Below are 16,591 nucleotides of genomic sequence, written 5' to 3' on the forward strand. Positions count from 1 at the left end.
TTCTCACCGCAGCTATTTCAGGCTGGTGAGGATGTCCGATGTGTAGAACTCGCCGCGGATCTGGCCGACATCCGGTGGTCCGTCGATGAACACCCATGCGTTGGTGGCACCGGATTGAAGTGCGCCGTGCAGTGTCACCGTGCCGACCCCGTTGCCATCGGTGTTCAGCATGGCGCCCGCAACGCCGGGGTCGCCTGCGTTGCATCTCTGCGCACCCGGCCGGGGGCCCTGAATCAGCCTGACCTGGTACGGGGTGTTCGGGCTGCCGATCATGAGGAAGACATCGGCGGTCACCGTGGCGCCGTCAGAGCGGATGGTCGATGTGCCGGATCCGAAACCAGTCGCGGCGACGTAGTCGAGCTTGGTGTAGTCACAGGATCGGTAGTTCTCGCCAAGCGGAACCGAGCCGCCGTTGGCGGACTCGGCGGACGCCGATCCAGACCCCAACCCGAGCAACCCCAGCACGACCATAACGACTGCCGTGAAGCGCGTCGAAGTATTCATTGCGCCAGCCTATGCGACTGCCGTGCCGATTTCAGGCCCCTTTACGGCGGCGGTGGCAACAATGTCGCAGTCTCGGTGACGGTCCCGGGATCAGGCGTGTCCTGCGAGGTCGGCGGCCGAGACCCGGGCGCCGAAGATGACGGCGAAGCCGACGGCGGCAGGTCTTGGTCGCTGGTCTGTGCGCTTGGCGTGCTGTACGTGGTCGTCGTCGTGGATGACGTCGTGAACGTGCTCGACGTCGCGCTGCTCAACGGCGTGATCAGGGTCGCGGGCGGGTCCGACGAGTCGTCCGATGTCCGCATCACCGCGAAGATCAGCACCCCGACCAGCAGCACCGCGGCAGCGCCTGCGGCGAATACGGTGCCGGGTCGGTGGGACCAGTGCGCGGGTTCGTGGTCGTGAGACACGCGGGAATGCTAGCCGCGCTGCGCTATCCCCAGCGGGCCAGGATCTCTGTGGCGCGCTCGGACAGGGCCCACTGCAGGAAGGGGCCGAAGCTGATCCGCGCGACGCCGAGCGGGCCGAACGACGCCGGGTCGTCTCGATCCGGCAGGCCGATGACGTTCACCGGCAAAGGCAGCTCGGAGGTCAAGCGGCGCACGGTGTCCGGGTCGTGGCGCCCGACGGGATAGAGGACGTCGGCGCCCGCGTCGGCGGCCTCCGTCAGCCGCGCCACTGCTCGGTCGATGCGGTTGGACTCGTCACCGTCCTGGCGCAAGAAGAGATCGGTGCGCGCGTTGAGCACCACATGAACGCCCGCAGCGGCCGCTGCGTCCCGCAGCGCTCCGACCAGTTCGGCGTGCTCGGTGGACGACCGGAGCCGACCACCCTCGCCGTGCACGGTGTCCTCGATGTTCAACCCGACCGCCCCGGCGCCGAGCAGACCGTCGATGAGGCGCGTCGGCTCCTCTCCGTAGCCGGATTCGATGTCGACGGATACCGGAACATCCACCGCACCGGTGATCTGGACGACGCGGGTGAGGAGTTCGTCGAATGTCATGCCCTCGTTGTCGGGCCTGCCGATCGAGTCGGCGACCGGATGGCTGCCGACGGTCAGCGCCGAGAAGCCGGCGTCGACGGCGAGCTTCGCCGACCACGCGTCCCACACCGTCGGCAGCACCACCGGGGTCCCGGGCTGATGTAGTTCCAGCAGTGCCGCCGCGCGATGTCGAAGAGCCTGGGGATCCGCCATGTCTCCATCCTTGTCGAGGTGACCGGTCTCACGTCCGATCTCCATGATGTAGCTAGCATCGATTGTCGTACTGTGATTCGAGACACCCTTCAGCCCAAGGAGGTCTGATGTCGGGCATCGCAGAATTTGCCGAACTTCACGAGTTGAGCGGCGACCTTCGCCGGTGCGTGACGTCGCTGGCGTCGCGGTACGGAGACACCCATGCGATGCGCCGCATCGTCAACGACGTCGAGCGCATCCTCATCGACATCGACCGACTCGATGTCGACGCCGAGGAGTTGGAACTCACCCGCGGGGTAACCAGGCAGCAGCACTCGGCGGAGAAGATCGCGATCCCCGACACCGAGTACGAGAGGGACTTCTGGCGGGACGTCGATGACGAGGGTGTCGGGGGTCACAGCAGGGGCTGAATTAGGCTCGATCGCACTGCGGAGCGATTTAACACCGAGAGGCTTGAAACGACTGTGAGCGCACCCACCGCCGACCGCGAGGGCACCGGCGTCTTCTCACCGACCCGGGCAGAGATTCCGCAGCGCACGCTGCGCACCGACCGGTGGTGGCAGTCGCCGCTGATCGTCGACCTGGGCTTCGCGGCGTTCGTCATCTACGCGACGGTGCGGGCGTTCCTGCAGAACAACTATTACGTCGCCCAATACCACTACCTGACGCCGTTCTATTCGCCGTGCATCAGCAAGGGTTGTGTGCCTGAGGCCAGCCACTTCTGGCCACAGATCCTGCCCGACGTGTGGTGGCTGCCCTTCGCCGCCGCGTCGCTACCATTCCTTCTTCTATTCCGGCTGACCTGCTACTACTACCGCGGCGCCTACTACCGGTCGGTCTGGCAGTCCCCGACGGCGTGTGCGGTGGCCGAACCACACGCGACATACACCGGTGAGACCCGTTTCCCGCTGATCATCCAGAACACCCATCGATACTTCTTCTACATCGCGGGAATCATCTCGGTGATCAATACCTACGACGCGATCGTGGCGTTCCATTCGCCGTCGGGCTTCGGATTCGGCTTGGGCAACGTGATTCTCGTCGTCAACGTCGTGATGCTCTGGGTGTACACGCTGTCCTGCCACTCTTGCCGCCACGTCGTCGGCGGCCGCCTCAAGCACTTCTCCAAACACCCGGTCCGGTACTGGATGTGGACACAGGTGAGCCGACTGAACACCCGCCACAAGCTGTACGCGTGGGTCACGCTCGGGACACTGATGCTGACCGACTTCTACGTCATGCTGGTGGCCAGCGGCACCATCTCCGATCTCCGGTTCATCGGCTGATTCATGTGGCTGACAGCCCTTTTCACCACAGCCCAAGCAAGTGAGGATTCATGACATCTAGCGAGGCTCGTCAGCCGAGCGCTTCATCGGACGTCGAAAGGCACTCATACGACGTCGTCGTCATCGGTGCCGGTGGCGCCGGTCTGCGCGCGGTGATCGAGGCGCGGGAGCGGGGCCAGAAGGTCGCGGTCATCACCAAGTCGTTGTTCGGCAAAGCGCACACGGTGATGGCCGAGGGCGGCTGCGCCGCCTCGATGGGCAACGCCAACTCGAAGGACAACTGGCAGGTCCACTTCCGCGACACCATGCGCGGAGGGAAATTCCTGAACAACTGGCGGATGGCCGAGCTGCACGCCAAGGAAGCACCCGACCGGGTGTGGGAGCTGGAGACCTACGGCGCCCTGTTCGACCGCACCAAGGACGGCCGCATCAGCCAGCGAAACTTCGGTGGGCACACCTACCCGCGGCTGGCCCACGTCGGTGACCGCACCGGCCTGGAGATCATCCGCACGCTGCAACAGAAGATCGTCTCGCTGCAGCAGGAGGACAAGGCCGAGTACGGCGACTACGAGGCTCGCATCAGGGTCTTCCACGAGTGCACCATCACCGACCTGATCAAGGACGGCGACAAGATCGCAGGCGCGTTCGGCTACTGGCGCGAGACCGGCAAGTTCATTCTGTTCGAGACGCCTGCGGTAGTGCTGGCGACCGGGGGCATCGGCAAGTCCTACAAGGTGACGTCGAACTCGTGGGAGTACACCGGCGACGGGCACGCCCTGGCACTGCGCGCGGGCGCCACCCTGATCAACATGGAGTTCGTCCAGTTCCACCCCACCGGCATGGTCTGGCCGCCGAGCGTGAAGGGCATCCTCGTCACCGAGGGCGTGCGCGGCGACGGCGGCGTGCTGAAGAACGCCGAAGGCACGCGGTTCATGTTCGACTACATCCCGCCGGTGTTCAAAGGCCAGTACGCCGAGAGCATCGATGAGGCCGACCAGTGGCTGAAGGACAACGACTCCGCCAGGCGCACGCCGGACCTGCTGCCGCGCGACGAGGTGGCGCGCGCGATCAACTCGGAGGTGAAAGCCGGGCGTAACTCACCGCACGGAGGTGTTTTCCTCGACATCGCATCGCGGCTGCCCGCAGAAGAGATCAAGCGCAGGCTTCCGTCGATGTACCACCAGTTCATGGAGCTGGCCGAGGTGGATATCACCAAGGAGCCGATGGAGGTCGGACCGACCTGTCACTACGTGATGGGCGGCGTCGAGGTCGACCCGGACACCGCGTCCTCGACGACCCCGGGGCTGTTCGCGGCCGGCGAGTGTGCGGGCGGCATGCACGGCTCCAACCGGCTGGGCGGCAACTCGCTGTCCGATCTGCTGGTGTTCGGCCGTCGCGCCGGGCTGGGCGCCTCCGACTATGTGCGTGCACTCCCGCAGCGTCCCGCTGTGACCGAGGAAGCGGTGGACGACGCCATCAAACGCGCGCTGCTGCCGTTCGAGACCGCAACGAACGGGGACTCGCCGGAGAACCCGTACACGCTGCAGCTGGATCTTCAGGACACGATGAACAGCCTCGTCGGCATCATCCGCAAGGAGGAGGAAGTCACCGAGGCGCTGAACAAGCTGACCGAGCTCCGTGAGCGCTACAAGAGAGTTCGGATCGACGGCGGCAGGCCGTTCAACCCCGGGTGGCATCTCGCGATCGACCTGCGCAACATGATGCTGGTCAGTGAGTGCATCGCCAAGGCCGCGCTCGAGCGCACGGAGAGCCGCGGCGGCCACACCCGCGACGACCACCCGTCGATGGAGTCGGACTGGCGCAAGATCCTCCTGGTCTGCCGCACGGACGGTGATCCCGAGGCCCTCGTGCCCGAGGTCAGCGTCACCAAGCAGGACCAGATCCCGGTGCGCCAGGATCTCCTCGACCTGTTCGAGCTCTCCGAACTGGAGAAATACTTCACCGACGAAGAAGTCGCCCAGCACCCAGAACGGAGCAACTGATGGCTTACGCGGCGAACATGCGGGTGTGGCGCGGCGACCTGGCCGGTGGCGCGCTCGAGGACTACGAGGTCGAGGTCAACGAGGGCGAGGTGGTGCTCGACATCATCCATCGCCTGCAGCAGACCCAGACCCCCGACCTGGCCGTGCGGTGGAACTGCAAGGCGGGAAAGTGCGGGTCCTGCTCCGCTGAGGTCAACGGCCGCCCTCGGCTGATGTGTATGACCCGGATGTCCACCTTCGGCGAGGACGAGACCATCACGGTGACGCCGCTGCGCACGTTCCCGGTCATCCGCGACCTGGTCACCGACGTTTCGTTCAATTACGAAAAGGCCAGGGAGATACCGTCATTCACGCCGCCGAAGGACCTGCAGCCCGGCGAGTACCGGATGGCTCAGGAGGACGTGAACCGCAGCCAGGAGTTCCGCAAGTGCATCGAGTGCTTCCTGTGCCAGAACACCTGCCACGTGGTGCGTGACCACGAGGAGAACAAAGAGGCGTTCTCCGGTCCGCGCTACCTGATGCGTCAGGCCGAGTTGGACATGCATCCCCTCGACACGCTGGAGCGGCGCCCCGAGCAGGCGCAGGAGGACAACGGCCTCGGCTACTGCAACATCACCAAGTGCTGCACCGAGGTGTGTCCCGAGCACATCAAGATCACCGACAACGCGCTGATCCCGATGAAGGAGCGCGCTGCCGACCGGAAGTACGACCCGGTGGTGTGGCTGGGCGACAAGCTGTTCAGGAGGAGTTGAGCGCGGGTAGCCTGACGGTTGCGGCCAGGGAACGACGAAAGGCAGCCAACCGTGACGGAAACGCACAGCGTCAACGACATTCGCACCGCTATTCGCGAGTTGTCAGCGCGCGCCGACCTCGCCCGCAAAGAGGGCAGGCCCGATGACGCCGCCGAGCTCGACCGGCGGGTTCAGGGCTATCGGGAAGAGCTCGCTTCGCGGCCCTAACCACCCAACCGGCGAAACGTGCTGCGGTGGAACACGATCGGCGGCACGGCCGAGTGCACAGTGATGTCAGCGACGCGCAGGATCACGATCGTGTGATCGCCCGCGGGCACCAACTGCTCGATGGCGCTCTCCACCCAAACGCTGGTGCCTTCGATGAACACCGCACCGCTCTCGCGCGACACCGTGGACAGACCGGCGAATCGGTCGCCGGTCTTGGCCGCCAGAGCCCTGGCCGCCTCGTCGTGCGCCTCACCGAGCACGCTGATACCGAGCCGGGGCAGGTCCTTGAGCTTTGGCCAGGTCTCCGACGTGTTCTGCACCGCGAACGAGACAAGCGGCGGATCCAGCGACACCGGGACGAAGGTGCTGGCGGCCAGCCCGATGCGGATGCCGTCCACCTCCGCGGCGATCGCGATGACGCCGGACGGGAAATGGCCGAACGCCTCGCGTAGCGACGTCGGGCTCAGATCGGTTGCGCTCATATGCAGACCATTTTCACACGCGGTCACAGGTGTTGATCGCCCATTTCTGCAGCGGGGTCGTCATCGAGCGTGTGGGAGAACCGCGGTGCAGAAATCGCGATGAGCGAAATTCGGCCAGCGCTAGTCGTTCGCCCACCGCTGCGCTTCGACTTCCGGCGGCAGCGGCGGGTGCAGGGGCACGTCGAGGCCGTCGTAGATGCCCGGCTTCTGCGTCGCGAGCCATCCGATGGCGCCCAGTAGACGGTTGGCCGCCGTGGTGTTTCCGCCGTCGGCCCGCGTGCCTCCCGGCACGTCGGCGCGACTGACCAGTGTGAGCTGCGGATCACCGTCGATGATCACGCGATGGTCGCCTGCACCTTGGTCGGGTTGCGGCCAGTCGGGCGCACATGACGGGTGGATCCGGGTGATGTGGTCGATGACGATGCGCTCGCGCCCCTTCACCTTCCCGATCACCTTCAGCCAGAAGGCGCCCTGAGTGCCCTTGTCGAACGGCCCCATCACGGTGTCGACGGACGATTCGAGCGCAACGCGATCCACCTCTTCGGTGATCTCGTCGATCTCCATGCCGAGTCCGCGACCGATCAGCCGCAGGTTGCCGCCCCACACCATGGTCGGGATCGAGGGCAACAGCATCATCGGGATGTCGTCCATCGGACCGCCGAACCCGCACAGCACCTTCACCGCGTGCGGCTGGTTGTAGGTCGAGTAGTCGAAGATCTCCTGGCAGTGGATCGACCGGATCCGGGTGCACAGGCCCGCGGCGATCACCGCGAGCGCATCGTTGCCCCAGCCCGGGTCCACCCCGCTGACCAGGAGGGTCGACCCGCCCTCCTCGGCGGCCGCGGTAAGCCGCTCGATCCATTCCGGAGGCGCCGATCGGGGGTCGTAGAGCGAGTACAGCGACGGCGTGACGACGTGGCTGCCCGCGCGCAGGCACCGCTCGATGTCGTCGACGGCCTCTTCCGGACGGATGTCGCCCGATGCCATGTAGGCAACGGCATCACACTCGGCCAGCGCGGCGTCGACGTCCGTCGTCGCCACCACCCCGGTCGGGCTGTCCAGGCCGACGAACTCGGCCGCGTCCATGCCCGCTTTGGACTGCGACGACGTGATGATCGCCGAGAGCGCAAGGCCGGGAAAAGCCAACGCCGACCTGATGGCCGTCGACCCCATATTGCCTGTTCCCCAGACCGCTACCCGCTGTTGCATACGCTCACCATAGTGGTGCGTGTGACTTGGCTGTGGCAGGTATCACAAACAGGCGAAGGCCCATGTCAGGCACCGTTTCGCCCGGTGAAAAGGCGCCCAATCAACCGCTGGGTTACTTAGTCGATGGAAATTGCTCGAGCAGGCTTTGCGTTGAAGTTACCGGGCGGTATATTGGGTGGCAGTTACTGGTGGGTAACTTAGCCAAAAGTACCCAACCGTTGTGGCGTTCTCGACGAGGAGGAAACGTGAGCCACTACAAGAGCAATGTTCGTGACCAGGTATTCAACCTGTTCGAGGTGTTCGGCCTCGAGAAGGCACTCGGTGAGGGCGAATACGCCGATCTGGATGCCGAAACCGCCAAGGAAATGCTCGGCGAGATCGCCAGGCTGGCCGAGGGACCGATCGCCGAATCGTTCGCCGACAGCGACCGCAATCCCCCGACTTTTGACCCCAAGACGTTCACGGTCACGCTGCCCGAGCCGTTCAAGAAGTCAGTTCGAGCCATGCTCGACGGCGGCTGGGATCGCGTCGGCCTCGACGAGGAACTGGGCGGCGTGCCCGCGCCCAAGGCGCTGATGTGGGCACTGCACGAGCACATCCTCGGCGCCAACCCCGCCGTGTGGATGTACGGCGGCGGCGCAGGTTTCGCCAACATCATGTATCACCTCGGCACCGAGGAGCAGAAGAAGTGGGCCACGATCGCCGCGGAGCGCGGCTGGGGCTCCACCATGGTGCTCACCGAGCCTGACGCCGGTTCCGACGTCGGCGCCGGCCGCACCAAGGCCGTCAAGCAGGACGACGGCTCTTGGCACATCGACGGTGTGAAGCGCTTCATCACCTCGGGTGACTCCGGCGACCTGTTCGAGAACATCTTCCACCTGGTGCTGGCCCGCCCCGAGGGCGCAGGTCCTGGCACCAAGGGTCTGTCGCTGTTCTTCGTGCCGAAGTTCCTGTTCGACTTCGAGACCGGCGAGCTCGGCGAGCGCAACGGCGTGTACGTCACCAACGTCGAGCACAAGATGGGCCTCAAGGTGTCGGCGACGTGCGAGCTGTCGCTGGGCCAGCACGACAAGCCCGCCAAGGGCTGGCTGGTCGGCGAGACCCACGAGGGCATCGCGCAGATGTTCGACGTCATCGAGCAGGCCCGAATGATGGTCGGCACCAAGGCCATCGCGACCCTGTCGACCGGTTACCTGAACGCTCTGGACTACGCGAAGAACCGCGTGCAGGGCGCCGACATGACGCAGATGACCGACAAGACCGCGCCGCGCGTGACGATCACGCATCACCCCGACGTGCGCCGCAGCCTGATGACGCAGAAGGCGTACGCCGAGGGATTGCGGGCGCTCTACTTGTTCACCAGCACCTACCAGGACGGCGCGGTGGCCCAGGCGGTGCAGGGTGTCGACGCCGAGTTGGCGGTCAGGGTCAATGACCTGATGCTGCCGATCGTCAAGGGTGTCGGTTCGGAGCAGGCCTACGCCAAGCTGACCGAGAGCCTGCAGACCTTCGGAGGGTCGGGCTTCCTGCAGGACTACCCGATCGAGCAGTACATCCGCGACGCGAAGATCGACTCGCTGTACGAGGGCACCACGGCGATCCAGGCGCAGGACTTCTTCTTCCGCAAGATCGTCCGCGACAAGGGTGTGGCGCTGGCGCATGTCGCAGGCCAGATCGAGCAGTTCGTCAAGAGCGAATCAGGCAACGGCAGGCTGAAGGCCGAGCGGGTGCTGCTGGCGACCGCGCTGGAAGACGTGCAGGCGATGGCCGCCACGTTGACCGGCTACCTGATGTCGGCGCAGGAGAATCCCGAGAACCTCTACAAGGTCGGCCTGGGTTCGGTGCGCTTCCTGATGAGCGTCGGCGACCTGGTCATCGGCTGGTTGCTTGCGCGGCAGGCCGCAGTGGCGATCCAGGCGCTCGATGCGGGTGCCAGCGGTGACGACCGCGCCTTCTACGAGGGCAAGGTCGCGGTGGCGTCGTTCTTCGCCAAGAACATGCTGCCGCTGCTCACCAGCACGCGTGCGGTGATCGACACCATCGACAACGAGATCATGGAGCTGGACGAGGCGGCCTTCTAAAGCCCTGCCGCTTCGACCAAAAGACCCCCGGGACTCTTCCCCGGGGGTCTTTTGTATCGCGGCGCGCCAAGAATTCGCCAAGGCGATCGCGCCATTGTTTGCGCCATGAAGTTCTCGAGACGCATCACGCACACGATCGCCGCAAGCGCGGTCGCGCTGGGGGCGATCTCGATCAGCTCCGCCATCGCCACCGCTTCGGCCGCCGCAGACGCGACAGCCGTCACCCAGGGCACCGAAGCCTCCATCGGCGACGTTCCGTGGTCCGCGCTGGGCCCCGGCTGGACGCTGGCCACCTGGAGCCCCGTCACACCGCAGATGCCCGGTGTCGAAACGCCTCCCGGCGAACCGACGTGGGAGACGGCGTCCACTACGCCGCAGCCACGATGGCTGCGCCGGTGACCGCCTAGGCCGAGCCGCTACCTCCGTGTTCCGGTGGTCAGGTGCAGGTGAGCAACGGCGGCCAGCAGGCCGCATCCGGACACCGTGAGATCGTCCTGGTGTTCAGCCCGGCGCGCAGGAGTGCTCGCTGACCGGCTACCCCGGCGTCGACTCCGGTGCCGGTGGTCCGCTCATCCACGCCACCCGCACCATGGCGGGCTTCATGGGCGGACTGCGCGACACCGAGATGCAGCCCACGGTCCCGGTCACCGCCACCGCACCCGGTCGCGCCGTCGTCGAGGGTGTCGCCGTCGACAAGGCCAATCCCAACCGCGCGTGCCCGAAATACCCAGCTTCTGGTGACTGCGCCGGACACGACGGCCGCCGCCACTGTCCCCGTCGACATCGACACATGCCAGCTGCAGGTCCATCCGGTGGACTCGGCAGCCGCCGACGGCACCCACCACGAGCACACCGAAACCGCCGAGTACACAATCGATATCACCTACCCGCTGGACTATCCGGACATGAAGTCGGTGTCGGACTTCGTGAACGCCGACCGCGGCTATTTTTTGGACTGAATCGCCCGGTTCGACCATGACGGCCCGGGCAGGCAGTACATGTACGCCGTCATCTTCTTCTTCGGCGAGGGCCAGCCGTTGCTGCGGACAACACCGGGCCGCGCCAGATCTCGGTACCGCGCAGCGAATCGGCACCGCTGCTTGCCTGACGCGAGATACTGCCTGGGTGAATTCGCGCGTCGGTACGACGTTCGGCAAGTACACCATCTCGCGCATGCTCGGCATGGGCGGGATGGGTGAGGTGTACGAGGCCTACGACGCCGAGAAGGGGCGCACTGTGGCCCTGAAAATCCTGGCCGACGAGTATTCCCACGACGAAAACTTTCGGACCCGGTTCCAGCGCGAATCCCGTGCGGCGGCGATCCTGGCTGAACCGCATGTGATCCCCATTCACGACTGGGGTGAGATCGACGGCCATCTTTACATCGACATGCGGCTGGTGGCGGGACAGACAGTCACCGAATTGCTCGCAGCCGGACCGCTGGCACCGGCGCGCGCGGTCGACATCATCGGCCAGGTCGCGGCAGCACTCGATGCCGCGCACTCCGCGGGCCTCGTACATCGAGACATCAAGCCGCAGAACATCATCGTCACGGCTGCGGACTTCGCCTACCTCGTCGACTTCGGTATCGCCGAGACCACCGGTGACACCCGGCTCACCGGGGCGGGCACGAGGATCGGCACGTTGAACTACATGGCGCCTGAACGATTCACCGACAAGCCCGCCACCTCCGCGGTCGATGTCTACGCACTTGCCGGTGTGCTGTACGAGGCGCTGACCGGTGAGATGCCTTTCGCCGGCGACACTTTGGAGCATCTACTCGCCGCACACATCACCTTGCCGCCGCCCCGGCCCAGCGAAGCGAACCCGCGTGTTCCCGCGGCGTTCGACGACGTCATCGCGCGAGGCATGGCCAAGGATCCCGATGACCGCTACGGTACGGCGGGCGGACTCGGCCGGGCCGCGCAGCGGGCGCTGAACAGCGGCCGGGCAACCGTCACCGCCGCCATGACGACAGTCGCGAACGCGGGACCGGTTGTCCAACAGAGGAAGTGGGGACGGCCCGCCGCCATCGCCGCCATTGCTGCGCTGACGCTGACAGGTGCCGGTGCGCTGACTTTCTTCCTGGTGCTACGTGATTCGGGTGAAGAGACCGATTCGAGCAACAGTGCACCGATAGTGACCGGCCCTGATCAGAGCAAGGTTCACCAGGCATGCGACCAGGGGTTCACGCTGCCCGCCCGTGACGGCTTCGGCACACACGCAGGAAGAGGCACACCCGAAACGTCCTGTTTCTTCACCGACAGCGTGCTGCGGGCTTATTGGGACCAGTACGGCAATGCGAGCCCGCTGCCGCGATCGGTGTCGGCGCCCGGCGCCGTCGACTGCGCAATGGTGCTCGGCGCCGAATGCGATGGTTCGGACTTCCTGATGAAGTGCCAGCAGTACACCGGCGACAACTGGATCACCTGCACCGGCGGCCAGAGCGCGCGGGTTTACTTGTGGTGATGCGACGAACAATTGCAGCGACGATCGTCGCGCTGGCGTCGGCCCTGACCTTCTTCGGGCCCGCGACCGTCGCAGCCTCGTCGATCGAGGGAAAATCGGTCTTCCTCGACCCGGGCCATAGCGGCGCCAACGACGCGTCGATCGACAACCAGGTGCCCAACGGCCGGGGCGGCACCAAGGAATGCCAGACGACAGGCGCGGCAACGAATGACGGCTACCCCGAGCACAGCTTCAACTGGGACGTCGCCACCCGCGTGCGTGCCGCGCTGGAGCAGATGGGCGTGACCGTCGAGATGTCACGACCCGACGACGCGTCCGTGGGGCCCTGTGTCGATCAGCGGGCGGCGGCGGCGAACCGCATGCGGCCAGACGCCGACGTGAGCATCCATGCCGACGGCGGACCGGCCTCCGGGCACGGCTTCCACGTCAACTACTCGGCGCCGCCGCTCAATGGTGCACAAAGCGGGCCTGCCATCGTGCTGGCCACCGCCATGCGCGACACCATGGTCGCCGAGGGAATGCAGCCGTCCACCTACATCGGTGCGGGCGGGTTATACGGGCGAGCCGACCTCGCGGGTCTCAACCTCGCCGACTATCCCGCCGTTCTCGTCGAGACGGGCAACATGCGCAACGCCGGCGATGCGGCGCTGATGGAGACGGCGGACGGGCGCCAGCGCTACGCCGACGCGATCACAGCAGGCATCGTCGCGTTCCTGACCCGGACATAAGAGGGCGGGTTCGGGAGGACACCGAGGTGCGTCACATTTAGTCTCGCGCGGTCGGCTTTCACCTCTGGCCGACTCTTCGGAATGGTCACTCCCGAACCCGTCGTGCGACCGACTGTACGCCTATGACTGTGGTCACACCAGGGGTAATTTTCGGCGTCAGGAGTCCACCGACAGCAACAGCGCGCGGGTGCGTTCGCGCACGTCAGGCGATGCGTCGAAGACCACCGCGGAGATCTCGTCGACACCGAGCCCGGCCAGCTCGTCGAGCCGCTCGGACACCGCTTTCTCGTCGCCGATGATGGCGGCGTCCTCGGGGTTCGCGTAGCCCTCCCGGTCGAGCATCGCGCGATACGACGGCAGGAAGCCGTAGTTCCCGAACTGTTCGGCGGCCTGGGCTCGGGCGCCGTCGACGTCGTCGGTGACGCTGATCGGCAGGCCCGCCACCACGCGGACCGCGCCGTCGGGACGACCGGCCTCGGCGGCGGCCTCGCGCATGGCAGGCCCGATGTGGTCGCCCAACGTCTTGGGCCCGCACATCCACGTCAGCGTGCCTGCCGTGCGCCTGCCGCAGAGCTTGAGCATCTGCGGCCCCAGCGCGGCGAGATACACCTCCGGCGTCGCCGCGTCGGCGATCTGCAGTGCCCCGCGCGCTGTCACGGTTTCACCGACCACGTTGACCGCCTCGCCCGCCAGCAGCGGTTGCAGGGCGTCGAGGTACTCACGCATGCGGCGCACCGGCTTGTCGTACGGGATTCCCCACATTCCCTCGGTGACCGCCTGGTGCGTCATGCCGAGGCCGAGAAGAAACCGGCCGCCGGCGATCCTGTTCAGCGTCAGTGCCCGCTGGGCGAGCAGCATCGGGTGCTGGTTCTGGATCGGCAGCACCGCAGAGCCCACCTCGATGGTGTCGACTTCGCGCAGCGCCACCGCCAACGCGGTCAACAAGTCGCCGTCGAAAGGCATCTGGGCCATCCACACCCGCCGGAATCCCTCGTCGCGCATTTTCGCGAGTGCTTCCACTGTGGAGTCGATCGACGCTGCGCCGACGGCGTTGACAAGGTTGAGGCTGATCCGCATGGCCTTCATCGAAGCACGCCCGTGAAACGATGTGCAGCGATGACCACCGAACTGGCGCGGTTGCAGAACTTCGGGCCCAATTGGTTCGCCTCGGTGATGGGCACCGGCATCGTCGCAACGGCGGGTGTGACGCTGCCCGTGCACGTGCCGGGGTTGCGCGGTTTCTCCCATGTTGTGTGGGTGGTCGCCGCGGTGCTGTTGGTGGTGCTCATCGTCGCGGTGTCCGTCCAGTGGGCCCGCCATCCGACCGTGGCCCGCAGCCACGCGCGCAATCCACAGATGACGCACTTCTACGGCGCCGCGCCGATGGCACTGATGACCGTGGGCGCCGGTGCGCTGCTGATCGGCAAGGACATCATCGGCGGACGGTTCGCGGTCGACCTCGCCTGGCTGCTGTGGTCGACAGGCACTGTCGGCGGCCTGTTCACCGCCGCGACCATTCCGTACCTGATGTTCACCCAGCTCAACGTCGAACCCGATGCGGCGTTCGGCGGTTGGTTGATGCCGGTTGTGCCGCCGATGGTTTCCGCCGCGACGGGCGCGTTGCTGATACCTCACATGGCGCCGGGCATAGGGCGCACCACGATGCTCTACGGCTGTTACGCGATGTTTGGGCTGTCGCTTGTGGCGGCGCTGATCATCATCGCGATGATCTGGAGCAGGCTCGCGCTGTACGGAACCTCGGGGACGACACGGGTGCCCACCCTGTGGATAGTGCTCGGGCCCCTCGGGCAGGGCATCACTGCGGCGGGGCTGCTCGGTGCGAACGCCGCGTTGGCGGTGCCCGACGAGCTGGCCGACGGGATGAACGTCTTCGCGGTGCTGTTCGGCGTGCCGGTATGGGGATTCGCGGTGCTGTGGATCGCGCTGGCCACCCAGCTGACCGTCCGCACCCTGCGCCGCGGCATGGCGTTCGCGCTGACGTGGTGGAGTCTGACATTCCCCGTCGGAACGTTTGTCACCGGAACCACGCAGCTGGCCAATCACACCGGGCTGCCCGCTTTCCGGGCCGCCGCGGCGATCGCGTACGCCGGCCTGCTGTTCACGTGGGGCCTTGTCGCCGTGCGCACTGCGCGCGGCAGCTTGCGGGGGAACCTGTTCGCACCGCCGCCCGCGGCGGGACCGATCAAGGCGGTCAAGGACCCGCCCAAGTAGTCGCCCCGTGTTGCCGTCGGGTCGGGGGGTCAGACGACAACACGGAGCTATCCCGTGTATCGACTGCCGTTCCGGACGCGTTACACGCCCGGATAACTGGCTGGTCAGGCCTCCAGAATGGCCGCGACGCCCTGACCGCCCGCCGCGCAGATCGAGATCAGTCCGCGCACCGGCTTGCCCGTCTCCTGCTTCTTCGCGGCGAGCTGCTTGGCCAGTTGCGCCACGATCCGGCCGCCGGTCGCAGCGAACGGGTGGCCCGCCGCCAGCGACGAGCCATTGACGTTCAGCTTCGAGCGGTCGACGCGGCCCAGTGCCTGATCCAAGCCGAGCCGTTCCTTGCAGTACTCCTCGGACTCCCACGCCTGCAGGTGTGCGAGCACCACCGAAGCGAACGCCTCGTGGATCTCGTAGTAGTCGAAGTCTTGAAGGCTCAGGCCATTTCGCGCCAGAAGTCGCGGCACCGCGTAGGTCGGAGCCATCAGCAGGCCGTCCTTGCCGTTGACGTAGTCCACCGCCGCCGTCTCGCCGTCGACGAAGTAGGCCAGCACCGGGTGCCCGTGCGTCTCGGCCCACTCGTCGCTGGCCAGCAGCGACACCGACGCACCGTCGGTCAGCGGCGTAGAGTTGCCCGCCGTCATCGTCGCGTCTCCGGATTTCGCCCCGAACACCGGCTTGAGCTTGGCCAGCTTCTCCGCCGAGGAATCGGCGCGCAGGTTGTTGTCTCTGTACACCCCGAGGAACGGGGTGACCAGATCATCGAAGAAGCCGCGGTCGTAGGCGGCCGACATGTTCTGATGGCTGGCCGCAGCCAACTCGTCCTGGTCGACGCGCTTGATACCCATCGCCTTGGCCGTCACCGCGGCGTGCTCACCCATCGACATGCCGGTACGCGGTTCGCTGTTCACCGGAATCTCCACGCCGAGCGCCGCGGGCAGCTTGCCGGCCAGTTTGAGCCGGTCGACGTTGGACTTGGACCGGCGCAGCCCGAGCAGCACCCTGCGCAGGTCGTCGCCGAATGCGATCGGCGCGTCGGAGGCGGTGTCGACGCCGCCCGCCGCCGCCGCGTCGTATCGCCCGGCGGCGATGCCATCTGCCGCGGCGATGGTGGCCTGCAGGCCGGTGCCGCATGCCTGCTGGATATCGAACGCGGGCGTATAGGACGACAGCGAGCTGCCGAGTACACACTCGCGCATCAGGTTGAAGTCGCGGCTGTGCTTGAGCACCGCGCCGCCGATCACGGCGCCGAGCTTTTCGCCCGCCAGGTCGAAGCGGTCGATCAGCCCGCCGAGCGCGGCGGTGAACATGTCCTGGTTGGAGGCGTTTGCATAGGCGCCGTCGGAGCGTGCGAAGGGAATCCGGTTGCCGCCGAGGATTGCGACCCGACGGTGGGTATCACTAGCCATGCACCCATAGTACCCACCCTTCTTACTCTGGAGTAAGTTCGTC

The 16,591-nt window shown here is 66.2% G+C and carries 19 protein-coding genes; 12 read left to right on the top strand and 7 right to left on the bottom strand.

Going from position 1 to position 16,591, the window contains the following annotated elements:
* Window positions 1–12 precede the first annotated feature (12 nt).
* Complete coding sequence (locus QOJ24_RS14495) at window positions 13–504, bottom strand: hypothetical protein (RefSeq protein ID WP_526262298.1); 492 nt, start codon at window positions 502–504, stop codon at window positions 13–15.
* Window positions 505–579: 75 nt separating this feature from the next.
* On the opposite strand from QOJ24_RS14495, the gene QOJ24_RS14500 reads away from it, so the two are divergent.
* On the top strand, window positions 580–906 hold the full coding sequence (locus tag QOJ24_RS14500; protein WP_526262300.1) for a hypothetical protein: 327 nt from the start codon (window positions 580–582) through the stop codon (window positions 904–906).
* 28 nt (window positions 907–934) lie between these two features.
* On the opposite strand, the gene QOJ24_RS14505 is transcribed toward QOJ24_RS14500, so the two are convergent.
* On the bottom strand, window positions 935–1,696 hold the full coding sequence (locus QOJ24_RS14505) for an isocitrate lyase/PEP mutase family protein (RefSeq protein ID WP_526262302.1): 762 nt from the start codon (window positions 1,694–1,696) through the stop codon (window positions 935–937).
* Between the two features lie 107 nt (window positions 1,697–1,803).
* Between QOJ24_RS14505 and QOJ24_RS14510 the strand changes: the two genes are divergently transcribed.
* Genes QOJ24_RS14510 through QOJ24_RS14530 form a run of 5 tightly spaced genes read left to right on the top strand, consistent with a single transcriptional unit; the run spans window position 1,804 to window position 5,944 of the window.
* Window positions 1,804–2,106: an Rv0250c family protein gene (locus tag QOJ24_RS14510; protein ID WP_526262304.1), complete on the top strand. Its 303-nt coding sequence runs from the start codon at window positions 1,804–1,806 to the stop codon at window positions 2,104–2,106.
* Between the two features lie 54 nt (window positions 2,107–2,160).
* The gene (gene sdhC, locus QOJ24_RS14515) at window positions 2,161–2,982 is read left to right on the top strand and encodes a succinate dehydrogenase subunit SdhC (RefSeq protein ID WP_526262306.1); all 822 of its coding nucleotides are present in this window, start codon (window positions 2,161–2,163) and stop codon (window positions 2,980–2,982) included.
* A gap of 50 nt (window positions 2,983–3,032) precedes the next feature.
* Entirely contained in the window at window positions 3,033–4,985 is a 1,953-nt protein-coding gene (locus QOJ24_RS14520) for a fumarate reductase/succinate dehydrogenase flavoprotein subunit (protein WP_526262308.1), read from the top strand.
* On the top strand, window positions 4,985–5,737 hold the full coding sequence (locus tag QOJ24_RS14525) for a succinate dehydrogenase/fumarate reductase iron-sulfur subunit (protein ID WP_526262310.1): 753 nt from the start codon (window positions 4,985–4,987) through the stop codon (window positions 5,735–5,737). The genes QOJ24_RS14520 and QOJ24_RS14525 overlap by 1 nt, the downstream gene beginning before the upstream one ends.
* A 51-nt stretch (window positions 5,738–5,788) precedes the next feature.
* Window positions 5,789–5,944, top strand: a complete 156-nt coding sequence (locus QOJ24_RS14530; RefSeq protein WP_526262312.1) for a hypothetical protein — start codon at window positions 5,789–5,791, stop codon at window positions 5,942–5,944.
* Here the strand turns inward: QOJ24_RS14530 and QOJ24_RS14535 are convergent.
* A complete protein-coding gene (locus QOJ24_RS14535) occupies window positions 5,941–6,426 on the bottom strand; it encodes a flavin reductase family protein (RefSeq protein WP_526262313.1) in 486 nt (161 codons plus the stop codon). The genes QOJ24_RS14530 and QOJ24_RS14535 overlap by 4 nt on opposite strands.
* Before the next feature lie 120 nt (window positions 6,427–6,546).
* On the bottom strand, window positions 6,547–7,635 hold the full coding sequence (locus QOJ24_RS14540; RefSeq protein ID WP_526262315.1) for an NAD(P)H-dependent amine dehydrogenase family protein: 1,089 nt from the start codon (window positions 7,633–7,635) through the stop codon (window positions 6,547–6,549).
* Between the two features lie 245 nt (window positions 7,636–7,880).
* Here QOJ24_RS14540 and QOJ24_RS14545 point away from each other — a divergent pair, with 245 nt between their 5' ends.
* Together QOJ24_RS14545 and QOJ24_RS14550 are read left to right on the top strand one after the other, a co-directional pair.
* Complete coding sequence (locus QOJ24_RS14545; RefSeq protein ID WP_526262317.1) at window positions 7,881–9,716, top strand: acyl-CoA dehydrogenase family protein; 1,836 nt, start codon at window positions 7,881–7,883, stop codon at window positions 9,714–9,716.
* Window positions 9,717–9,821: 105 nt separating this feature from the next.
* Complete coding sequence (locus QOJ24_RS14550; RefSeq protein WP_526262319.1) at window positions 9,822–10,115, top strand: hypothetical protein; 294 nt, start codon at window positions 9,822–9,824, stop codon at window positions 10,113–10,115.
* Window positions 10,116–10,152: 37 nt separating this feature from the next.
* Here QOJ24_RS14550 and QOJ24_RS14555 read toward each other — a convergent pair whose 3' ends face one another.
* A complete protein-coding gene (locus QOJ24_RS14555) occupies window positions 10,153–10,470 on the bottom strand; it encodes a hypothetical protein (RefSeq protein WP_526262321.1) in 318 nt (105 codons plus the stop codon).
* Between QOJ24_RS14555 and QOJ24_RS14560 the strand changes: the two genes are divergently transcribed.
* The 3 genes from QOJ24_RS14560 to QOJ24_RS14570 all read left to right on the top strand — a co-directional run bounded on the left by QOJ24_RS14560 (window position 10,454) and on the right by QOJ24_RS14570 (window position 12,913).
* Window positions 10,454–10,675: a hypothetical protein gene (locus tag QOJ24_RS14560; protein WP_526262323.1), complete on the top strand. Its 222-nt coding sequence runs from the start codon at window positions 10,454–10,456 to the stop codon at window positions 10,673–10,675. The genes QOJ24_RS14555 and QOJ24_RS14560 overlap by 17 nt on opposite strands.
* 166 nt (window positions 10,676–10,841) lie before the next feature.
* A complete protein-coding gene (locus QOJ24_RS14565; RefSeq protein ID WP_526262325.1) occupies window positions 10,842–12,185 on the top strand; it encodes a serine/threonine-protein kinase in 1,344 nt (447 codons plus the stop codon).
* On the top strand, window positions 12,185–12,913 hold the full coding sequence (locus tag QOJ24_RS14570; protein WP_526262326.1) for an Rv3717 family N-acetylmuramoyl-L-alanine amidase: 729 nt from the start codon (window positions 12,185–12,187) through the stop codon (window positions 12,911–12,913). Before QOJ24_RS14565 ends, QOJ24_RS14570 begins: the two co-directional genes overlap by 1 nt.
* Before the next feature lie 156 nt (window positions 12,914–13,069).
* On the opposite strand, the gene QOJ24_RS14575 is transcribed toward QOJ24_RS14570, so the two are convergent.
* Window positions 13,070–13,999 (bottom strand): TIGR03564 family F420-dependent LLM class oxidoreductase, encoded by a 930-nt coding sequence (locus QOJ24_RS14575; RefSeq protein WP_526262328.1) that lies wholly within the window; start codon window positions 13,997–13,999, stop codon window positions 13,070–13,072.
* A gap of 30 nt (window positions 14,000–14,029) precedes the next feature.
* On the opposite strand from QOJ24_RS14575, the gene QOJ24_RS14580 reads away from it, so the two are divergent.
* Window positions 14,030–15,145: a TDT family transporter gene (locus QOJ24_RS14580; RefSeq protein WP_526262330.1), complete on the top strand. Its 1,116-nt coding sequence runs from the start codon at window positions 14,030–14,032 to the stop codon at window positions 15,143–15,145.
* 104 nt (window positions 15,146–15,249) lie between these two features.
* On the opposite strand, the gene QOJ24_RS14585 is transcribed toward QOJ24_RS14580, so the two are convergent.
* On the bottom strand, window positions 15,250–16,548 hold the full coding sequence (locus QOJ24_RS14585) for an acetyl-CoA C-acetyltransferase (RefSeq protein WP_526262332.1): 1,299 nt from the start codon (window positions 16,546–16,548) through the stop codon (window positions 15,250–15,252).
* Window positions 16,549–16,591: the final 43 nt, after the last annotated feature.

This window comes from Mycobacterium sp. (genome assembly GCF_032159775.1).
Taxonomy (GTDB): domain Bacteria; phylum Actinomycetota; class Actinomycetes; order Mycobacteriales; family Mycobacteriaceae; genus Mycobacterium.